At 69.0% G+C, this 14,276-nt stretch carries 13 protein-coding genes; 5 read left to right on the top strand and 8 right to left on the bottom strand.

Features of this window, described 5'->3' with window-relative positions:
* The first annotated feature begins 22 nt into the window (after positions 1–22).
* Both AB7I40_RS17325 and cphA read left to right on the top strand, forming a co-directional pair.
* A complete protein-coding gene (locus tag AB7I40_RS17325) occupies positions 23–1,048 on the top strand; it encodes a cyanophycinase (protein WP_428344384.1) in 1,026 nt (341 codons plus the stop codon).
* Complete coding sequence (gene cphA, locus AB7I40_RS17320; RefSeq protein ID WP_428344383.1) at positions 1,045–3,834, top strand: cyanophycin synthetase; 2,790 nt, start codon at positions 1,045–1,047, stop codon at positions 3,832–3,834. The genes AB7I40_RS17325 and cphA overlap by 4 nt, the downstream gene beginning before the upstream one ends.
* A gap of 64 nt (positions 3,835–3,898) precedes the next feature.
* Here cphA and AB7I40_RS17315 read toward each other — a convergent pair whose 3' ends face one another.
* Genes AB7I40_RS17315 through AB7I40_RS17300 form a run of 4 tightly spaced genes read right to left on the bottom strand, consistent with a single transcriptional unit; the run spans position 3,899 to position 7,345 of the window.
* Positions 3,899–5,584 carry a Mur ligase family protein gene (locus AB7I40_RS17315; RefSeq protein ID WP_428344382.1) on the bottom strand — a complete coding sequence of 562 codons (1,686 nt, stop codon included), beginning with the start codon at positions 5,582–5,584 and terminating at the stop codon, positions 3,899–3,901.
* 16 nt (positions 5,585–5,600) lie between these two features.
* Positions 5,601–6,371 carry an enoyl-ACP reductase FabI gene (gene fabI / locus AB7I40_RS17310; RefSeq protein ID WP_428344381.1) on the bottom strand — a complete coding sequence of 257 codons (771 nt, stop codon included), beginning with the start codon at positions 6,369–6,371 and terminating at the stop codon, positions 5,601–5,603.
* A 1-nt stretch (position 6,372) separates the two neighbouring features.
* Positions 6,373–7,077 carry a beta-ketoacyl-ACP reductase gene (locus AB7I40_RS17305; RefSeq protein ID WP_428344380.1) on the bottom strand — a complete coding sequence of 235 codons (705 nt, stop codon included), beginning with the start codon at positions 7,075–7,077 and terminating at the stop codon, positions 6,373–6,375.
* A gap of 55 nt (positions 7,078–7,132) precedes the next feature.
* On the bottom strand, positions 7,133–7,345 hold the full coding sequence (locus AB7I40_RS17300; protein WP_428344379.1) for a dodecin: 213 nt from the start codon (positions 7,343–7,345) through the stop codon (positions 7,133–7,135).
* Positions 7,346–7,409: 64 nt separating this feature from the next.
* Between AB7I40_RS17300 and AB7I40_RS17295 the strand changes: the two genes are divergently transcribed.
* Together AB7I40_RS17295 and AB7I40_RS17290 are read left to right on the top strand one after the other, a co-directional pair.
* Positions 7,410–7,730, top strand: a complete 321-nt coding sequence (locus tag AB7I40_RS17295; protein ID WP_428344378.1) for a DUF3099 domain-containing protein — start codon at positions 7,410–7,412, stop codon at positions 7,728–7,730.
* A gap of 138 nt (positions 7,731–7,868) precedes the next feature.
* Complete coding sequence (locus AB7I40_RS17290) at positions 7,869–8,063, top strand: acetone carboxylase (protein ID WP_428344377.1); 195 nt, start codon at positions 7,869–7,871, stop codon at positions 8,061–8,063.
* Between the two features lie 6 nt (positions 8,064–8,069).
* Here the strand turns inward: AB7I40_RS17290 and moaA are convergent, their stop codons facing one another.
* The gene (moaA, locus tag AB7I40_RS17285; RefSeq protein WP_428344661.1) at positions 8,070–9,131 is read right to left on the bottom strand and encodes a GTP 3',8-cyclase MoaA; all 1,062 of its coding nucleotides are present in this window, start codon (positions 9,129–9,131) and stop codon (positions 8,070–8,072) included.
* On the opposite strand from moaA, the gene AB7I40_RS17280 reads away from it, so the two are divergent.
* Positions 9,125–9,937 (top strand): SURF1 family cytochrome oxidase biogenesis protein, encoded by an 813-nt coding sequence (locus AB7I40_RS17280; protein ID WP_428344376.1) that lies wholly within the window; start codon positions 9,125–9,127, stop codon positions 9,935–9,937. The genes moaA and AB7I40_RS17280 overlap by 7 nt on opposite strands.
* Here AB7I40_RS17280 and AB7I40_RS17275 read toward each other — a convergent pair.
* The 3 genes from AB7I40_RS17275 to AB7I40_RS17265 form a co-directional block, all read right to left on the bottom strand.
* Complete coding sequence (locus AB7I40_RS17275; protein WP_428344375.1) at positions 9,878–10,633, bottom strand: SDR family NAD(P)-dependent oxidoreductase; 756 nt, start codon at positions 10,631–10,633, stop codon at positions 9,878–9,880. The two genes, AB7I40_RS17280 and AB7I40_RS17275, sit on opposite strands and share 60 nt — an antisense overlap.
* 18 nt (positions 10,634–10,651) lie before the next feature.
* On the bottom strand, positions 10,652–12,538 hold the full coding sequence (locus tag AB7I40_RS17270; RefSeq protein ID WP_428344374.1) for an ABC transporter ATP-binding protein: 1,887 nt from the start codon (positions 12,536–12,538) through the stop codon (positions 10,652–10,654).
* Positions 12,539–12,616: 78 nt separating this feature from the next.
* Entirely contained in the window at positions 12,617–14,215 is a 1,599-nt protein-coding gene (locus AB7I40_RS17265; RefSeq protein WP_428344373.1) for an ABC-F family ATP-binding cassette domain-containing protein, read from the bottom strand.
* Positions 14,216–14,276 lie beyond the last annotated feature (61 nt).

Below are 14,276 nucleotides of genomic sequence, written 5' to 3'. Positions count from 1 at the left end.
GTCACCGGCTAGCCTGCCTGTCATGCCAACGCCCTCCAGCGAAGGAGAACACGTCATCTCGAGCACACCTCCCGGACCCGGTCGCGGGCCGCTGATGATCATCGGTGGAGCCGAGGACAAGCTTCGCCGCCGCAGCGTCCTGACCGAGTTCGTGCGCGCCGCGGGCGGCGCCGAGGCGAGGATCGCGGTGATCGCCACCGCCTCCTCGCTCGGTTCGGAGGTGATCGAGGTCTACGACGCCCTGTTCCGCAAGCTCGGCGCCGCCTCGGTGGTGTCCGCGCGACCGGAGTCTCGCGACCAGGCCCACGACCCGGCGTACGTCGACCTGCTCGACGACGTGACCGGCATCTTCATGACCGGCGGCAACCAGCTCAAGCTCTCCGGGGTCATCTGTGGGACCCCGTTCGGCAAGGCGATCCAGGTCGCCAACGAACGGGGCGTGGTGATCGGTGGCACCAGCGCCGGCGCGTCCATCCAGTCCAGCCACATGGTGGCGTTCGGGGTGGGTGGTGCGACCCCCAAGCAGCGGATGACCCAGGTCGCGGCCGGCCTCGGGCTCCTCGAGACCACCGTGATCGACCAGCACTTCGAACAGCGCAACCGCTACGGACGACTCCTCATGATCGTGGCCCAGTCGCCCCAGCTGCTGGGCATGGGGGTCGACGAGGACACCGCGGCGATCATCACCTTCGACGGCGACCAGCAGACCCTCGCCGTGATCGGCCGGGGGGCCGTCACCATCTTCGACCCGGCACGGGTCGTCACCAACGCCCACGAGGCGCCACGGTCACGGCCGATGCTGACCAGCGGGGTGGTCCTCCACGTGCTGCCGCAAGGCGCCCGGTTCGACCTCGTCAACCGCCAGCTGATCCCGGTGCCACCCACGATCGACGCGTCGGAGGCCGCTGAGATCGCCGAAGCCGGACGTGACCTGAAGCAGATGGCTCGCGACATCGCGGCCGCCGACGCCTCTCCCTCGGTGCTTCGGCGTCGGCTGGCCCGCTCGCGCAAGAAGACCTCTCCTCGACAGAACGGAGCAGACTCATGACCGAGACACCGCTGGGCGGAGGGCGCCCGACCCCCGACCTGTCGATCGTGGAGACGCGCGTCTACCGCGGCGCCAACATCTGGTCCTACGAGAAGGCCATCCATCTGGTCGTGGACCTCGGCAGCCTGGAGCAGTATCCGACCAACACCATCCCGGGCTTCACCGAGAACCTCCTCGACATGCTCCCCGGACTGCGTGAGCACTCGTGCTCGCGCGGGCGGCGCGGCGGCTTCGTCGAGCGGCTCAACGAGGGCACCTGGCTCGGCCACGTGGCCGAGCACACCGCTCTCGCCCTGCAGCAGGTCGTGGGCCACGACATCCGGCGGGGCAAGACCCGCCAGGTCAAGGGGAAGCCCGGCCACTACAACGTGATCTTCGGCTACGTCGACGAGCAGGTCGGTCTGGCCGCCGCCCGGCTGGCGGTCCGCCTGGTCAACCACCTCGTCGAGGCTGATCCCGATCTGGACTGGCACGACGAGCTGGAGTCCTTCATCCGCCGCGCCGAACGCACCGCCTTCGGGCCCTCGACCCAGGCGATCGTGGACGAGGCCGTCTCGCGCGACATCCCCTGGATCCGGCTCAACCAGCATTCCCTGGTCCAGCTCGGGCAGGGCGTGCACGCCAAGCGGATCCGGGCCACGATGACCTCGGCCACGTCCGCGATCGCCGTCGACGTGGCCTCCGACAAGGACCTGACGACCAGGTTGCTCGGGGCAGCAGGCCTGCCGGTGCCCAAGCAGGAGCTGATCCGCACCGCCGACCAGGCCGTCCGGGCCGCGGGACGCATCGGCTATCCGGTCGTGGTCAAGCCCCTCGACGGCAACCATGGGCGCGGGGTCTGCCTCGACCTCCAGAACGAGGCCGAGGTCCGCGAGGCCTTCGTGACGGCCGAGAGCGAGACCAGGCGTGGCGGTGTCATCGTCGAGTCCTTCGTCACGGGCAAGGACTACCGGTGCCTGATCATCGACGGCCGCCTGGCCGCTGTCGCTGAGCGGGTGCCGGCCTCGGTCACCGGTGACGGCACAGCCACCGTCGAGCAACTGGTCGACACCGCGAATGCCGATCCCCGACGAGGGGTGGGCCACGAGAAGGTCCTGACCCGGATCAAGGTCGACGACGCCGCGGTCGAGCTGGTGCGCGAGCAGGGCTTCGAGATGACCGATGTGCCGCCCGACGGGGTGATGGTCAAACTGGCCCTGACCGGCAACATGTCCACCGGCGGGATCTCCATCGACCGCACCTTCGAGGCCCACCCGGAGAACGTCGAGATCGCCGAGGAGGCCGCCCGGATGATCGGGCTCGACATCGCCGGCATCGACTTCATCTGTCCCGACATCACCGAGCCGGTGCGCGAGACCGGAGGAGCGATCTGCGAGGTCAACGCCGCCCCCGGGTTCCGGATGCACACCCACCCGACCATCGGGGAGCCGCAGTTCATCTCCAAGCCGGTCGTCGACATGCTGTTCCCGCCTGGTGCGCCGTCGCGGATCCCGATCGTGGCCGTCACCGGGACCAACGGCAAGACCACGACCAGCCGCATGATCAGCCACATCTTCAAGGGCATGGGACGCAAGGTCGGCATGACCTCCACCGACGGGGTGGTGATCGACGAGCGGCTGCTCATCAAGTCCGATGCGTCGGGACCGCGCTCGGCGCGCATGGTGCTGCAGAACCCCCGCGTGGACTTCGCCGTCTTCGAGGTGGCGCGCGGCGGCATCCTGCGTGAAGGGCTCGGGTATGAGCGCAATGACGTGGCCGTCGTACTCAATGTGCAGCCCGACCACCTCGGCCTGCGCGGCATCGACACCGTCGAGCAGTTGGCTGACGTCAAGGCGGTGCTGGTGGAGGCCGTCCCGCGGGACGGTCACGCGGTCCTCAATGCCGACGACCCGCTGGTGCGTGAGATGCGGCGCCGCTGCTCGGGGCAGGTCGTGTGGTTCTCGATGGCCGAGCCCGGGTCGGAGACCCGCGACATGATCGACGCGCACTGCCGCCGCGGCGGCAAGGCTCTGGTCCTGGAGCCGTCCGAGCGGGGCGAGATGATCGTGGTCAAGCACGGCCGGCGAGAGATGCAGCTGGCCTGGACCCACCTGCTGCCGGCCACCTTCGGTGGACGGGCCCGCATGAACGTCCAGAACGCCCTGGGGGCAGCGGCCGCCGCGTTCGCTGCGGGCGCCCCGCTGCACGACATCCGGCAGGGCCTGCGCACCTTCAACACCAGCTACTACCTCTCCCCCGGACGCCTCAACGAGGTGGAGGTCAACGGCGTCAACGTCATCGTCGACTACTGCCACAACGCCCCCGGCATGCGGATGCTGGGCGACTTCGTCGACCGGGTCGGCGACTCACTGGTCTCCACCCACGAGCTCGCGCGTCCCTCGCGGATCGGGGTCATCGCCACTGCGGGTGACCGCCGCGACGAGGACATGCGTGAGCTCGGATCGATCGCTGCGCACCACTTCGACGTGGTCGTCGTGCGTGAGGATGTGGCCCTGCGCGGTCGCAAGAAGGGCGAGGTCGCCAAGCTGGTGGCCGAGGGTGTGCGGTCGGCGATGGACGACGGGACCCGGTGCAAGCAGGTCGAGGTGGTCACCGACGAGATCAAGGCCGTGCGTCACGCGATGGGTCGCGCCAACCGTGGCGACCTCGTGGTGCTCTGCGTCGACCAGCACCCGGCCGTCATGGCTGAGCTGGAGACGTGGTCGCACCAGGCTCAGGCCGGTGCAGGCGTCTCGGAGGAGGCGCCCGCGGCCGACCCGGACTTCTCCCCCGCCGACCCGTCGTAGATGTACGCCGGAAACCCGCTGACCCGTCGCAGATGTACGTCTCTCGATGTACATCTGCGACAGGTCAGTGTGCGGCGCGAACCTTGAGCTTCAGAGTCTCGGGATCATCGGCCGTGCCACCGGCGGCAGCGATCCAGTCGTAGACACCCTGCCGGTCGGCGTGACACATGAGCCCGACGACATCGCCTGGCTGGGCGTGCGACATGAGGGCGGACAGGCACGCCACCTCGGTGGGGTACGCCGGGACGTCCTCCACGCCGACCCGGGCGGCTCCGGCGCGCATCAGCTCCTCGATGCCCTCGGTGGTGCGGCCGCGAAGGTACTGCGACTTGTGCCCGATCGCCACCTCGTCCGCATCGCGGGCCCCGATCTCGCCGAGCTTGTCGATCAGGTCGTCGGTGCGGTCCCCGACCGCACCGAGACCGAGCAGCAGTCGTGAGCCGGAGCGCCTGATGCCGTTCATGATCTCGATGAGGGCTTCGAGCCCGGCCTCGTTGTGGGCGAGGTCGACGACCACGGAGACCTCACCGATCGAGAAGATGTTCATCCGGCCCGGGTTGTGCTCGGCGTCCGGCAGGAACGTGCGGAGGCCCTCGACCACGACCTCACGCGGGATGCCGATGGCCAGCGCGGCACTCGCTGCCGCCAGGGTGTTCTCGACGTTGAACCGGGACAGCCCCGCCAAGGTCATGGGTACGTCGACCAGCTCGACCAGCGGGTCGGCGTCGGCGTGGGCTCGCAGCACACAGATCCACCCGTCGATGACGGTGGTGGCCCGGCCGCCCGCGTTCAGCACCTCCCGGACCGCCGGGGAGTCAGGGTCTCGGGAGAAGACCCACGGCTGGGCCTTCGTCGTCGTACGCATGGCGTAGACCCGGGGGTCGTCCCCATTGAGGACCGCCCACCCTCCCGGCCGGGTGATCCTGGGCACCACACCCTTGACCTCGGCGAGCTGGTCCACGGTGTCGATGCCCTGCAGTCCGAGGTGATCGGCCGTCACGTTGGTGACGACCGAGACGTCGTTGCGGGTCAGTCCGATGCCCTTGAGGAGGATCCCTCCCCGAGCTGTCTCAGTCACCGCGAGCTCGACGCCGGGGTGCGCGAGCACCCGCCCCGCGCCACTGGGTCCGGAGTAGTCGCCGGACTCGACCTGCTCGCCGTCGATGTAGATGCCGTCGGTGTTCGACCAGCCGACGAGCTTGCCTCCCGTCCTGGCGATGTGGGCGATCATGCGTGAGGTGGTGGTCTTGCCGTTCGTGCCGGTGACCGCGACCACGGGGATCCGCGGCACGATCGTGTGTGGAGCCGCGCCTGCCTCAGAGGCGGCCACGGTGGCCGCGGCATGGCTCACGGCGGCGTCGATGTCGTCGGACAGCAGTGCGTCGAGCACCTCGGCGACCGCTCGACCCATGGCCTGGGCGCGCTCCCGGCGACGCCAGGGGAAGGCGACGACGAGCTGATGTGGGTCGCTGGTGGGTCGGACCCGGACCGCGAGCCGCGACGTACCCGACTCGGCGGCGACGGCGCGCACCAGCCGGGCCACGGCCCGGGCGGCGAAGCGCTGCCGGAAACCGGTCTCGGCGGCCCCTGGCCGGGCGTTGCGCAGGCCGATGCGGCGAGCGAACCGCACGGCGGTCTCCTCCGGGGCAGCGGCCAGACTGCTCACGTCCAGGGTGAGCTTGATCGCCGCACGCGGGAAGTAGAGATTCGGTCCTTCCAGGACCCTGAGCTCGACGAGTGAGGAAGTCACCCCCGAACGGTACCGATCACATGCCCATCGCGTGGAAGCCACCGTCGACGTGCACGATCTCGCCGCTGGTCGCGGGGAAGAAGTCCGACAACAGGGCCACGACCGCTTTGGCCGTCGGGGTGTGGTCGGACTCGTCCCAGCCCAGCGGCGCCCGGTCCTTCCAGGCCGACTCGAGGTCCTCGAAACCCGGGATGGCCTTGGCGGCCAGGGTCTTCAACGGTCCCGCGGCCACCAGGTTGCACCGGATGCCATCGGGTCCCAGGTCGCGGGCCAGGTAGCGCGAGCAGGACTCGAGCCCGGCCTTCGCGACGCCCATCCAGTCGTACGCCGGCCAGGCGACCGTGGCGTCGAACGTCAGTCCCACGATGGATCCGCCGGGACCCATCAGCGGCTTGCACGCCTGTGCCAGCGCCTTCAGGGAGTAGGCCGACACCTGCAGGGCCTGGGCGACGTCGGGCCACGGGCCCTCCATGAAGTTGCCGCCCAGCAGGGTGGCGGGGTTGCCGTAGGCGATCGAGTGGACGACCCCGTCGAGGCCGTCGACGTGCTCGCGGACGGCATCCGGCAGGGCCGCCAGGTGGGCCTCGTCGGTGACGTCCAGCTCGAGGACCGCCGGCTCGACGGGCAGCCGCTTGGCGATCCGCTTGGTGATGTTGAGGGCCCGTCCGAAGTTGGAGATCAGGACGGTGGCGCCCTGCTCCTGGGCGACCCGTGCCGTGGCGAAGCCGATGGAGGAGTCCATCGTCACGCCGGCCACGAGGATCCGCTTGCCGTCGAGAATTCCCATGTCAGTGTCCCATTCCGAGTCCGCCGTCAACCGGGATGACTGCCCCGGTGACGTATGCCGCTCCGTCAGATGCGAGCCAGGTGACCGCGGCAGCGATCTCCTCCGGCGAGGCGTAGCGCCCCAGCGGAACCTGGCTCTTGATCGCCGCGCGTTGCTCGTCGGTGAGCACGCCCGTCATGTCGGTCTCGACGAAGCCGGGCGAGACGACGTTCGCGGTGATCGAGCGGCTGCCGAGCTCGCGGGCCAGGGACCGCGCCATCCCGACCAGGCCGGACTTGGAGGCCGCGTAGTTCACCTGGCCGGCCGAACCGAGGAGCCCGACGACCGACGAGATGAAGACGATCCGACCCCGCTTGAGCCGCAGCATCCCCTTGGCGGCGCGCTTGGCCACCCGGAAGGAACCCGTCAGGTTGGTGTCGATCACCGAGGACCAGTCCTCGTCGCTCATGCGCAGCACCAGCGTGTCCTTGGTGATGCCGGCGTTGGCGACGAGGATCTCGACCGGCCCGTGCGCCGCCTCGGCGTCGGCGAACGCCTGATCGACGGCCGCCGCATCGGTGATGTCGCAGCGCAGGTCGAGCGCTCCCTCGGGGGCGCCCCCGTTGCGCGTGGTGACGGCGACCTTGTCGCCCTGGGCTAGGAAGGCTTCGGCAATCGCGCGGCCGATGCCGCGGTTGCCGCCGGTGACGAGGACTGATCTGCTCACGGGGCGACGCTATCGCTTACCACTCGGTACTCATAAGCGGCTCGACCGTGGGTGCTCACTCGTCCTCGAGTCGGAAGCCGACCTTGAGCCCGACCTGGAAGTGCTCGACGACGCCGTCCTTGACCTGGCCACGGACCTGGACCACCTCGAACCAGTCCAGATGACGCAGCGTCTTGCCGGCTCGTTCGACTCCGTTGCGAACGGCCTGGTCGATGCCGTCGGGGGAGGTTCCGACGATCTCGGAGATGCGGTAGGTGCGGTCGGTCATCGTGACTCCTGGGGTGGTTGTCGAGGACGGGTGTTGTGGAGCCTAGCGACGTACGATGAAGGACATGGCAGCCCGGCGGCAACGCGATGACCGAACAGCGGTGCGGATCACCACCGCAGGAGCAAGTCGAGGCGACGACATCGCCGGACGTCAGCGCCGCTATCTGCTCTCCATGGGGGTCCGCACGATCTGCGTCGTGGCCGCAGTCCTGGTCGGTCCGACGTGGTATCGCTGGGTCCTGATCGCCGGGGGCGTGTTCATTCCGTACGTCGCGGTGGTGTTGGCAAATGCGGTAAATGTCCGAGATGACGGGTTCTCGCTGCTCGATGCCACCGGTTCCCGCAAGGAGTTGTCAGGCGCCCGGACCCCCCTCGACACTCCCTGAACAGTTTCTTGGAAAACCGCTTGCGGTCATGCAAGAATCAACAACAGTGAACTCAGCCTCCCCCGTCTGAGTTCACTCTCGTGATGCCGGACGGCTTCCCCCGTGGCCGTCCGGCATCGCTCATTTCTGGAGAGGCTCATGGACGACATCACGGTGTGCTCGGCCCGCGGTTGCTCGGCCCCAGCCGTGTGGGCGCTGCAGTGGAACAACCCCAAGCTGCACACCCCGGATCGCCGCAAGACCTGGCTTGCCTGCGCCGAGCACCGCGAGACGCTGGGAGACTTCCTGACCGCCCGCAACTTCCTGCGTGAGGTCGAGGAGTTCCGCGACTGAGGAGCCTCAGCCCCCGATGGCCGACATCGGTCGATCGGGCTGCAGGAACGTGGGGTCGTCGATCCCGTGGCCGGCCCGCTTCGTGGCCATGGCCCTCACCCAGCGCGCGGCCAGCTCCTCGTCGGTGGCACCGGCGCGCAGCGCGGCACGCAGGTCCGACTCCTCACGCGCGAAGAGGCAGTTGCGGATCTGCCCGTCTGCGGTCAGCCGCACCCGGTCGCAGTCGCCGCAGAACGGCCGGGTCACCGAGGCGATGACGCCCACGGTGGCCGGTCCCCCGTCGACGAGGAACAGCTCGGCCGGGGCACTGCCCCGCGGCTCGCTCGCCGGCTCGAGGAGGAACTCCTTCTCAAGGGAGGTGAAGATCTCGTCAGCGGTGATCATCTCCGCCCGGCTCCAGCCGTGCTGGGCGTCGAGGGGCATCTGCTCGATGAAGCGCAGCTCGTAGCCCTCCGCGATCGCCCAGCGCAGGAGCTCAGGCGCCTGCTCGTCGTTGAGACCGCGCAGGAGCACGGCATTGATCTTGATCGGTCCGAGCCCGGCTCTACGGGCAGCCTCGAGTCCCGAGAGGACGTCGGGGAGCCGGTTGCGCCGGGTCACCTCGTGGAAGCTCTCGGGTCGGATGCTGTCGAGGCTGACGTTGATCCGGTCGAGCCCGGCATCAGCCAGCGCCTGGGCGGTCCGGGTCAGGCCCAGGGCGTTGGTGGTCATCGACACGTCGGGAGTCGGACTCAGAGCCTTGGTGCGGGCCACGATGTCGACCAGCCCTCGGCGTACCAGTGGCTCGCCTCCGGTGAACCGCACCTCGCGGATCCCGAGCATCCGGACGCCGATGTCGATGAGCCGCACGATCTCGTCGTCGCTGAGGACACTCTCGTCCGGCAACCACTCGAGCCCCTCGGCGGGCATGCAGTAGGAGCAGCGCAGGTTGCACCGGTCGGTGAGGCTGACCCGGAGGTCCTGTGCGACACGACCGTAACGATCACTCAACTCCATGTGGACCATCCTAGGGGCGCCTCCCCAGCGCCGCGGCTTTCCTGGGTGCCGGATAGCCTCAGGGAGTGAGATCGCTGAGCTTCCTGCTGACGCGCCGTTGGCTCCTGTTCGCGCTCACTGTGGTCCTCCTGACGGCGCTGGCCTGGCGCCTGGGACTGTGGCAGTTCCACCGTCTGGAGGACCGCAAGGCAACCAACGCCATCGTGGAACGCAACGTCAGTGCCGAGCCGGTGCCGGCCGCCGACGTCCTCGAGGTCGGCGCGCCCGCAGGTGCCGGTGAGGAGTGGAAGCGCGTCACTGCCGTCGGCGAGTACAATCCGGCGGACACGGTGGTGGTGCGCTACCAGACGCGCGAGGGCGAAGCAGGAGTGGACGTCGTCGTACCCCTCCGCACGGCCGAGGGGCCGGTCCTGCTGGTCGATCGCGGGTGGATGGCGGCCAGCAACCGGGCCGCCGATGTCGCCGATGTCCCTCCGCCACCGGCGGGACGGGTCACCGTCACCGGGTGGGTGCGGCTGGACGGGTCCGGGTCCTCGACGCGGGTCTCGGACCAGAGCGTCCGATCGATCTCCTCCACCGCCATCGGCGACGCCCTCGACCTCGAGGTGTACGGCGGCTTCATCGACCTCGACACCGAGGACCCGGCGCCGGCCGATGCCCTCGAGAAGGCCGAACTGCCGGACCTCAGCAACGGTCCGCACTTCTTCTACGGGTTGCAGTGGTGGTTCTTCGGGGTGCTGGCCGTCTTCGGGTTCTTCTACCTGTTGTACGACGAGTGGCGTGGCCCAGGTCGCACGACGGGTCGCACGCAGCGATGGCTACAGGGCGCGGAGCATCCCGCCGTCGACCGGGAGCATGACGCCGTTGACAAAGCCTGAGGCTGGGGACATGAGGAAGGCCGCGGCCCGCCCGAACTCCGCAGGTTGACCGTAGCGGCGTAACGGGATCGTGGTCAGCGCCCGGGCCCGGGCGGCTTCGGCGTCCCCGGTGCTCGCATCGATCTCGGCGACCCGCTCGGTGCCGATCCTTCCCGGGAGCAGACCGTTGACCCGGATGCCGCGCGGTCCCCACTCGTCGGCCATCGTCTTGGCCACCATCGCCAGTCCGGGTCGCAGCCCGTTGGACACGGCCAGCCCGGCCAGCGGAGCGCGCACCGAGGAGGACAGCACGAAGGTGACGGTCCCGCCGGGCTCCAGCACCTCGGCGACCTCACGGGCCAGGCGCACAGCACCGAGGAAGACGGTCTCGAAGCTCTGTGACCACTGGGCATCGGTGATCGTGCTCGTGGTCCCGACCGGTGGTCCGCCGACAGAGATCAGGATGCCGTCGAGGCGTCCCCAGGCCTCCTGGGCGGCCGCGATCAGCCGCCCCGGGGTGCTCGGGTCTGCATTGTCGGCCACGACGGGGAGGGCATGCTCACCGAGCTCGGCTGCCGCGTCGCGCAGGGACGCCTCGTCACGTCCGGAGAGGACCACTCTGGCCCCGTCGGCGACGAGAGCGTCGGCGGTCGCTCGTCCGAGACCACGGGCGCCTCCGGTGATGAGGAAGACCCTGTCGAGCACGTCGAGTTCCATGCCAGGATCCTGCCACTCTCAGGCGCTGCCGGCCTCAGTGAGGTCGTCGATGAACTGGGTCCGGTAGAGGTCGCTGTAGAGACCACCCTCGGCGAGCAGGCTGGTGTGGGTGCCGGACTGCACCACGCGCCCACCGTCGATGACCAGGATCTGATCGGCCTGGCGGATCGTCGACAACCGGTGCGCGATCACCAGGGAGGTGCGGTCCTCCAGGGCCGCGTCGAGAGCCCGCTGGACGGCGGCCTCGGACTCGGAGTCGAGGTGGGCGGTCGCCTCGTCGAGGACGACGATCGGCGGGGCCTTGAGCAGGAGCCGAGCGATCGCCAGCCGTTGCCGCTCCCCACCGGAGAGACGGTAGCCACGGTCACCGACCACGGTGTCGAGCCCATCGGGCAGCGCACGGACCAAGGACTCGATCTGGGCTGCGGCCAGCGCGGCCCAGATGGTGTCGTCGCTGGCTCCCGGGCGGGCATAGAGCAGATTGGTGCGGATCGTGTCGTGGAACATGTGGGCGTCCTGGGTGACGTAGCCGACGACGTCCTCCAGCGACTGCAGCGTCACGTCGCGAACGTCCTCTCCGCCCACCCGGACGACCCCTGCGCCGGCATCGTAGAGCCGCGCCACCAGGTGCGTGATGGTGGTCTTGCCTGCGCCGGACGGGCCGACCAGGGCCACCATCTGACCCGGGCCCGCCTCGAAGCTGATGTCGCTGAGAACCTCCGCTGACACCCGCGACTCCTTGCGGGCCACCACCTCCAGGGACGCCAGCGAGATGTCCTCGGCACGCGGGTAGGTGAAGCTGACATGCTCGAACGCCACGCTGGCAGCCGTCGCCGGCAGCACCGCGGCGTCGGGCTTCTCCTCGATCATCGAGGGCAGGTCGAGCACCTCGAAGACCCGCTCGAAGCTCACCAGGGCGGTCATCACGTCGATACGGACGTTGCTGAGCCCCTGGAGGGGGCCCAAGAGCCGCAGGAGCAGGGTCCCGAGCGCGGTCAGCGTGCCGATGGTCAGGGTCCCCTGGACAGCCAGCCAGCCGCCGAGCCCGTAGACCAGCGCCGTGGCCAGCGCCGGGATGATCATCATCGCGGCCGCGAAGACCCGTGTGATCAGGGAGATCCGGATGCCGAGGTCGCGCACGTTGGCGGCCTTGGTCGCGAAGAGCACGTCCTCCTCGCCACGACGGCCGAACAGCTTGAGGAGCATCGCGCCGCCGACATTGAAACGCTCGGTCATCGCGTTGCCCATGTCGGCATTGCCGTCCATCTGACGCCGGGTGAGCCCGGCGATGTGCTTGCTCACCCACCTCGACGCCAGCCACAGCAACGGGAACAGCGCCAGGCAGAGCAGCGTCACCTGCCAGCTCAGCGTGAGCATGGTGATCCCGACCACGACGACGGAGATGGCGTTGGAGACCGTGCTGGACAGGGTCGAGGTGAAGGCACGTTGGGCGCCGATCACGTCGTTGTTGAGGCGACTGACCAAGGCCCCGGTCTGCGTGCGGGTGAAGAAGGCCAGCGACTGGCGCTGCACGTGGGCGAAGACCTGGATCCTCAGGTCATAGATCAGACCCTCACCGATCCGGGACGAAAGGTAGCCCGCAGCCAGCCCTAGCCCGGCGTCGACGACGGCCACCAGCGCCATGACCACCGCGAACCAGATCACCACCGACGCGTCGCCCTTGAGGATGCCGTCGTCGATGATGTGCTTGATCAGCAGCGGGGTGACGACCACCAGACTGGCGTCGACGACGGTCAGGCCCAGGAAACCCGTGATGGTCCCGCGGTGCGGCCGGGCGAAGCCCAGGACGCGGCGAACGGTCTGGCGGTCGAGTCGGTTGTCGGCGATGCTGCGGTCGGTGCGCAGGTTGCGCCAGATCGGGCCCATGCCGGTCATCCCTGACATCAGGCACCTCCCTGGTCGGTCTCAGTCGTGTGGGTCGTCCACGGGTGATTCAACAGCCCGGCACCGACAGTTTGTTCCTCAGGCCAGCGAGACGAGGTCGGCATAGTCGTCGCTCCACAGGTCCTCGTCGCCGTCAGGCAGCAGCAACACCCGGTCGGGCTCGAGGGCCCGGACCGCGCCCTCGTCGTGGGTGACCAGGATGATGGCGCCCGCATAGGTCCGGATCGCAGCCAGGACCTCTTCACGCGAGGCCGGGTCGAGGTTGTTGGTGGGCTCGTCGAGCAGCAGGACATTGGCGCTGGAGACCACCAGGGCCGCCAGGGCGAGCCGGGTCTTCTCGCCACCGGACAGCACGGCAGCCGGCTTGTGGGCGTCGTCACCGGAGAAGAGGAAGGAACCCAGCACGCTGCGCGCTTCGGAGTCGGTGAGCTGCGGCGCTGCGCTCTGCATGTTCTCCAGCACGGTGCGACTGGTGTCGAGCGTCTCGTGCTCCTGGGCGTAGTAGCCCAGCTTGAGGCCGTGGCCCGGCACCACCTTGCCGGTGTCGGGCTGGTCGACGCCGGCCAGGATGCGCAGCATGGTGGTCTTGCCGGCCCCGTTGAGCCCCAGGATCACGACCCGGCTGCCCTTGTCGATCGCCAGGTCCACGTCGGTGAAGACCTCGAGGGAGCCGTAGGACTTCGACAGCTCCTCGGCGGTGATGGGCGTCTTGCCGCACGGTGCCGGTGCCGGGAACTTGATCCGGGCCACCTTGTCGTTGGCGCGCTCGCCCTCGAGGCCGGCCATCATCTTCTCGGCACGCTTGAGCATCGACTGCGCCGCTGTGGCCTTGCTGGCCTTCGCACGCATCTTGTTGGCCTGGTCGGTGAGTGTCTTGGCCTTGGTCTCGGCGTTGGAACGCTCGCGCTTGCGGCGACGCTCGTCGGTCTCACGCTGGGTCAGATAGGCCTTCCAGCCCATGTTGTAGACGTCGATCTGGCCACGATTGGCGTCGAGGTGCAGCACCTTGTTGACGGTCGTCTCGAGCAGCGCGTTGTCGTGGCTGATCACGATCAACCCACCCTTGTGGTTCTTGAGGAACTCGCGCAGCCACACGATCGAGTCGGCATCGAGGTGGTTGGTGGGCTCATCGAGCAGCAGGGTCTCGGCCCCCGAGAACAGGATCCGGGCCAGCTCGACCCGGCGGCGCTGACCGCCGCTGAGGGTCCTCAGCGGTTGGGCGAGGATCCGCTCCTCGATGCCCAGGCTGCTGGCGATCTGGGCCGCCTCGGACTCCGCGGCGTAACCGCCGCCCGCGTGCAGCTCGGCATCCGCCCGGGAGTAGCGCCGCATCGCTCGCTCGGCCACGTCCGGATCAGTGGAGGCCATGTCGGTCTCCGATTCGCGCAGGCGGCGTACGACGTCGTCGAGACCGCGCGCCGAGAGGATCCGGTCGCGGGCCAGGACCTCGGGGTCGCCGATCCGCGGATCCTGGGGCAGGTAGCCGACCTCCCCGGTCGACAGGACCTTGCCCGAAGCCGGCAGTGCCTCACCGGCCAGGATCTTGGTGAGGGTGGTCTTGCCGGCGCCGTTGCGACCGACCAGACCCACCTTGTCACCGGGTGCGACGCGGAAGTTGACGTGTTCCATGAGGAGACGCGCCCCGGCACGGACTTCGAGGTGTTGGGCGGTGATCATGAGGGGGCTTAGTCTACGGCGAAGTACGACGTCGGCTTGCATCACGGCTGCCACCGAGCAG

The organism is Nocardioides sp., assembly GCF_050246775.1.
GTDB lineage: Bacteria > Actinomycetota > Actinomycetes > Propionibacteriales > Nocardioidaceae > Nocardioides.
The sequence above is the reverse complement of the archived record's forward strand: the minus strand, read 5'-3'. Positions and strand labels throughout refer to the sequence as shown.

Coding starts and splice junctions, on each gene's coding strand:
- AB7I40_RS17325 (WP_428344384.1), top strand. CDS start 23: ATGCCAACGCCCTCCAGCGAAGGAGAACACGTCATCTCGAGCACACCT.
- cphA (WP_428344383.1), top strand. CDS start 1,045: ATGACCGAGACACCGCTGGGCGGAGGGCGCCCGACCCCCGACCTGTCG.
- fabI (WP_428344381.1), bottom strand. CDS start 6,371: ATGGGAATTCTCGACGGCAAGCGGATCCTCGTGGCCGGCGTGACGATG.
- AB7I40_RS17300 (WP_428344379.1), bottom strand. CDS start 7,345: ATGACCGACCGCACCTACCGCATCTCCGAGATCGTCGGAACCTCCCCC.
- AB7I40_RS17295 (WP_428344378.1), top strand. CDS start 7,410: ATGGCAGCCCGGCGGCAACGCGATGACCGAACAGCGGTGCGGATCACC.
- AB7I40_RS17290 (WP_428344377.1), top strand. CDS start 7,869: ATGGACGACATCACGGTGTGCTCGGCCCGCGGTTGCTCGGCCCCAGCC.
- AB7I40_RS17275 (WP_428344375.1), bottom strand. CDS start 10,633: ATGGAACTCGACGTGCTCGACAGGGTCTTCCTCATCACCGGAGGCGCC.
- AB7I40_RS17270 (WP_428344374.1), bottom strand. CDS start 12,538: ATGTCAGGGATGACCGGCATGGGCCCGATCTGGCGCAACCTGCGCACC.
- AB7I40_RS17265 (WP_428344373.1), bottom strand. CDS start 14,215: ATGATCACCGCCCAACACCTCGAAGTCCGTGCCGGGGCGCGTCTCCTC.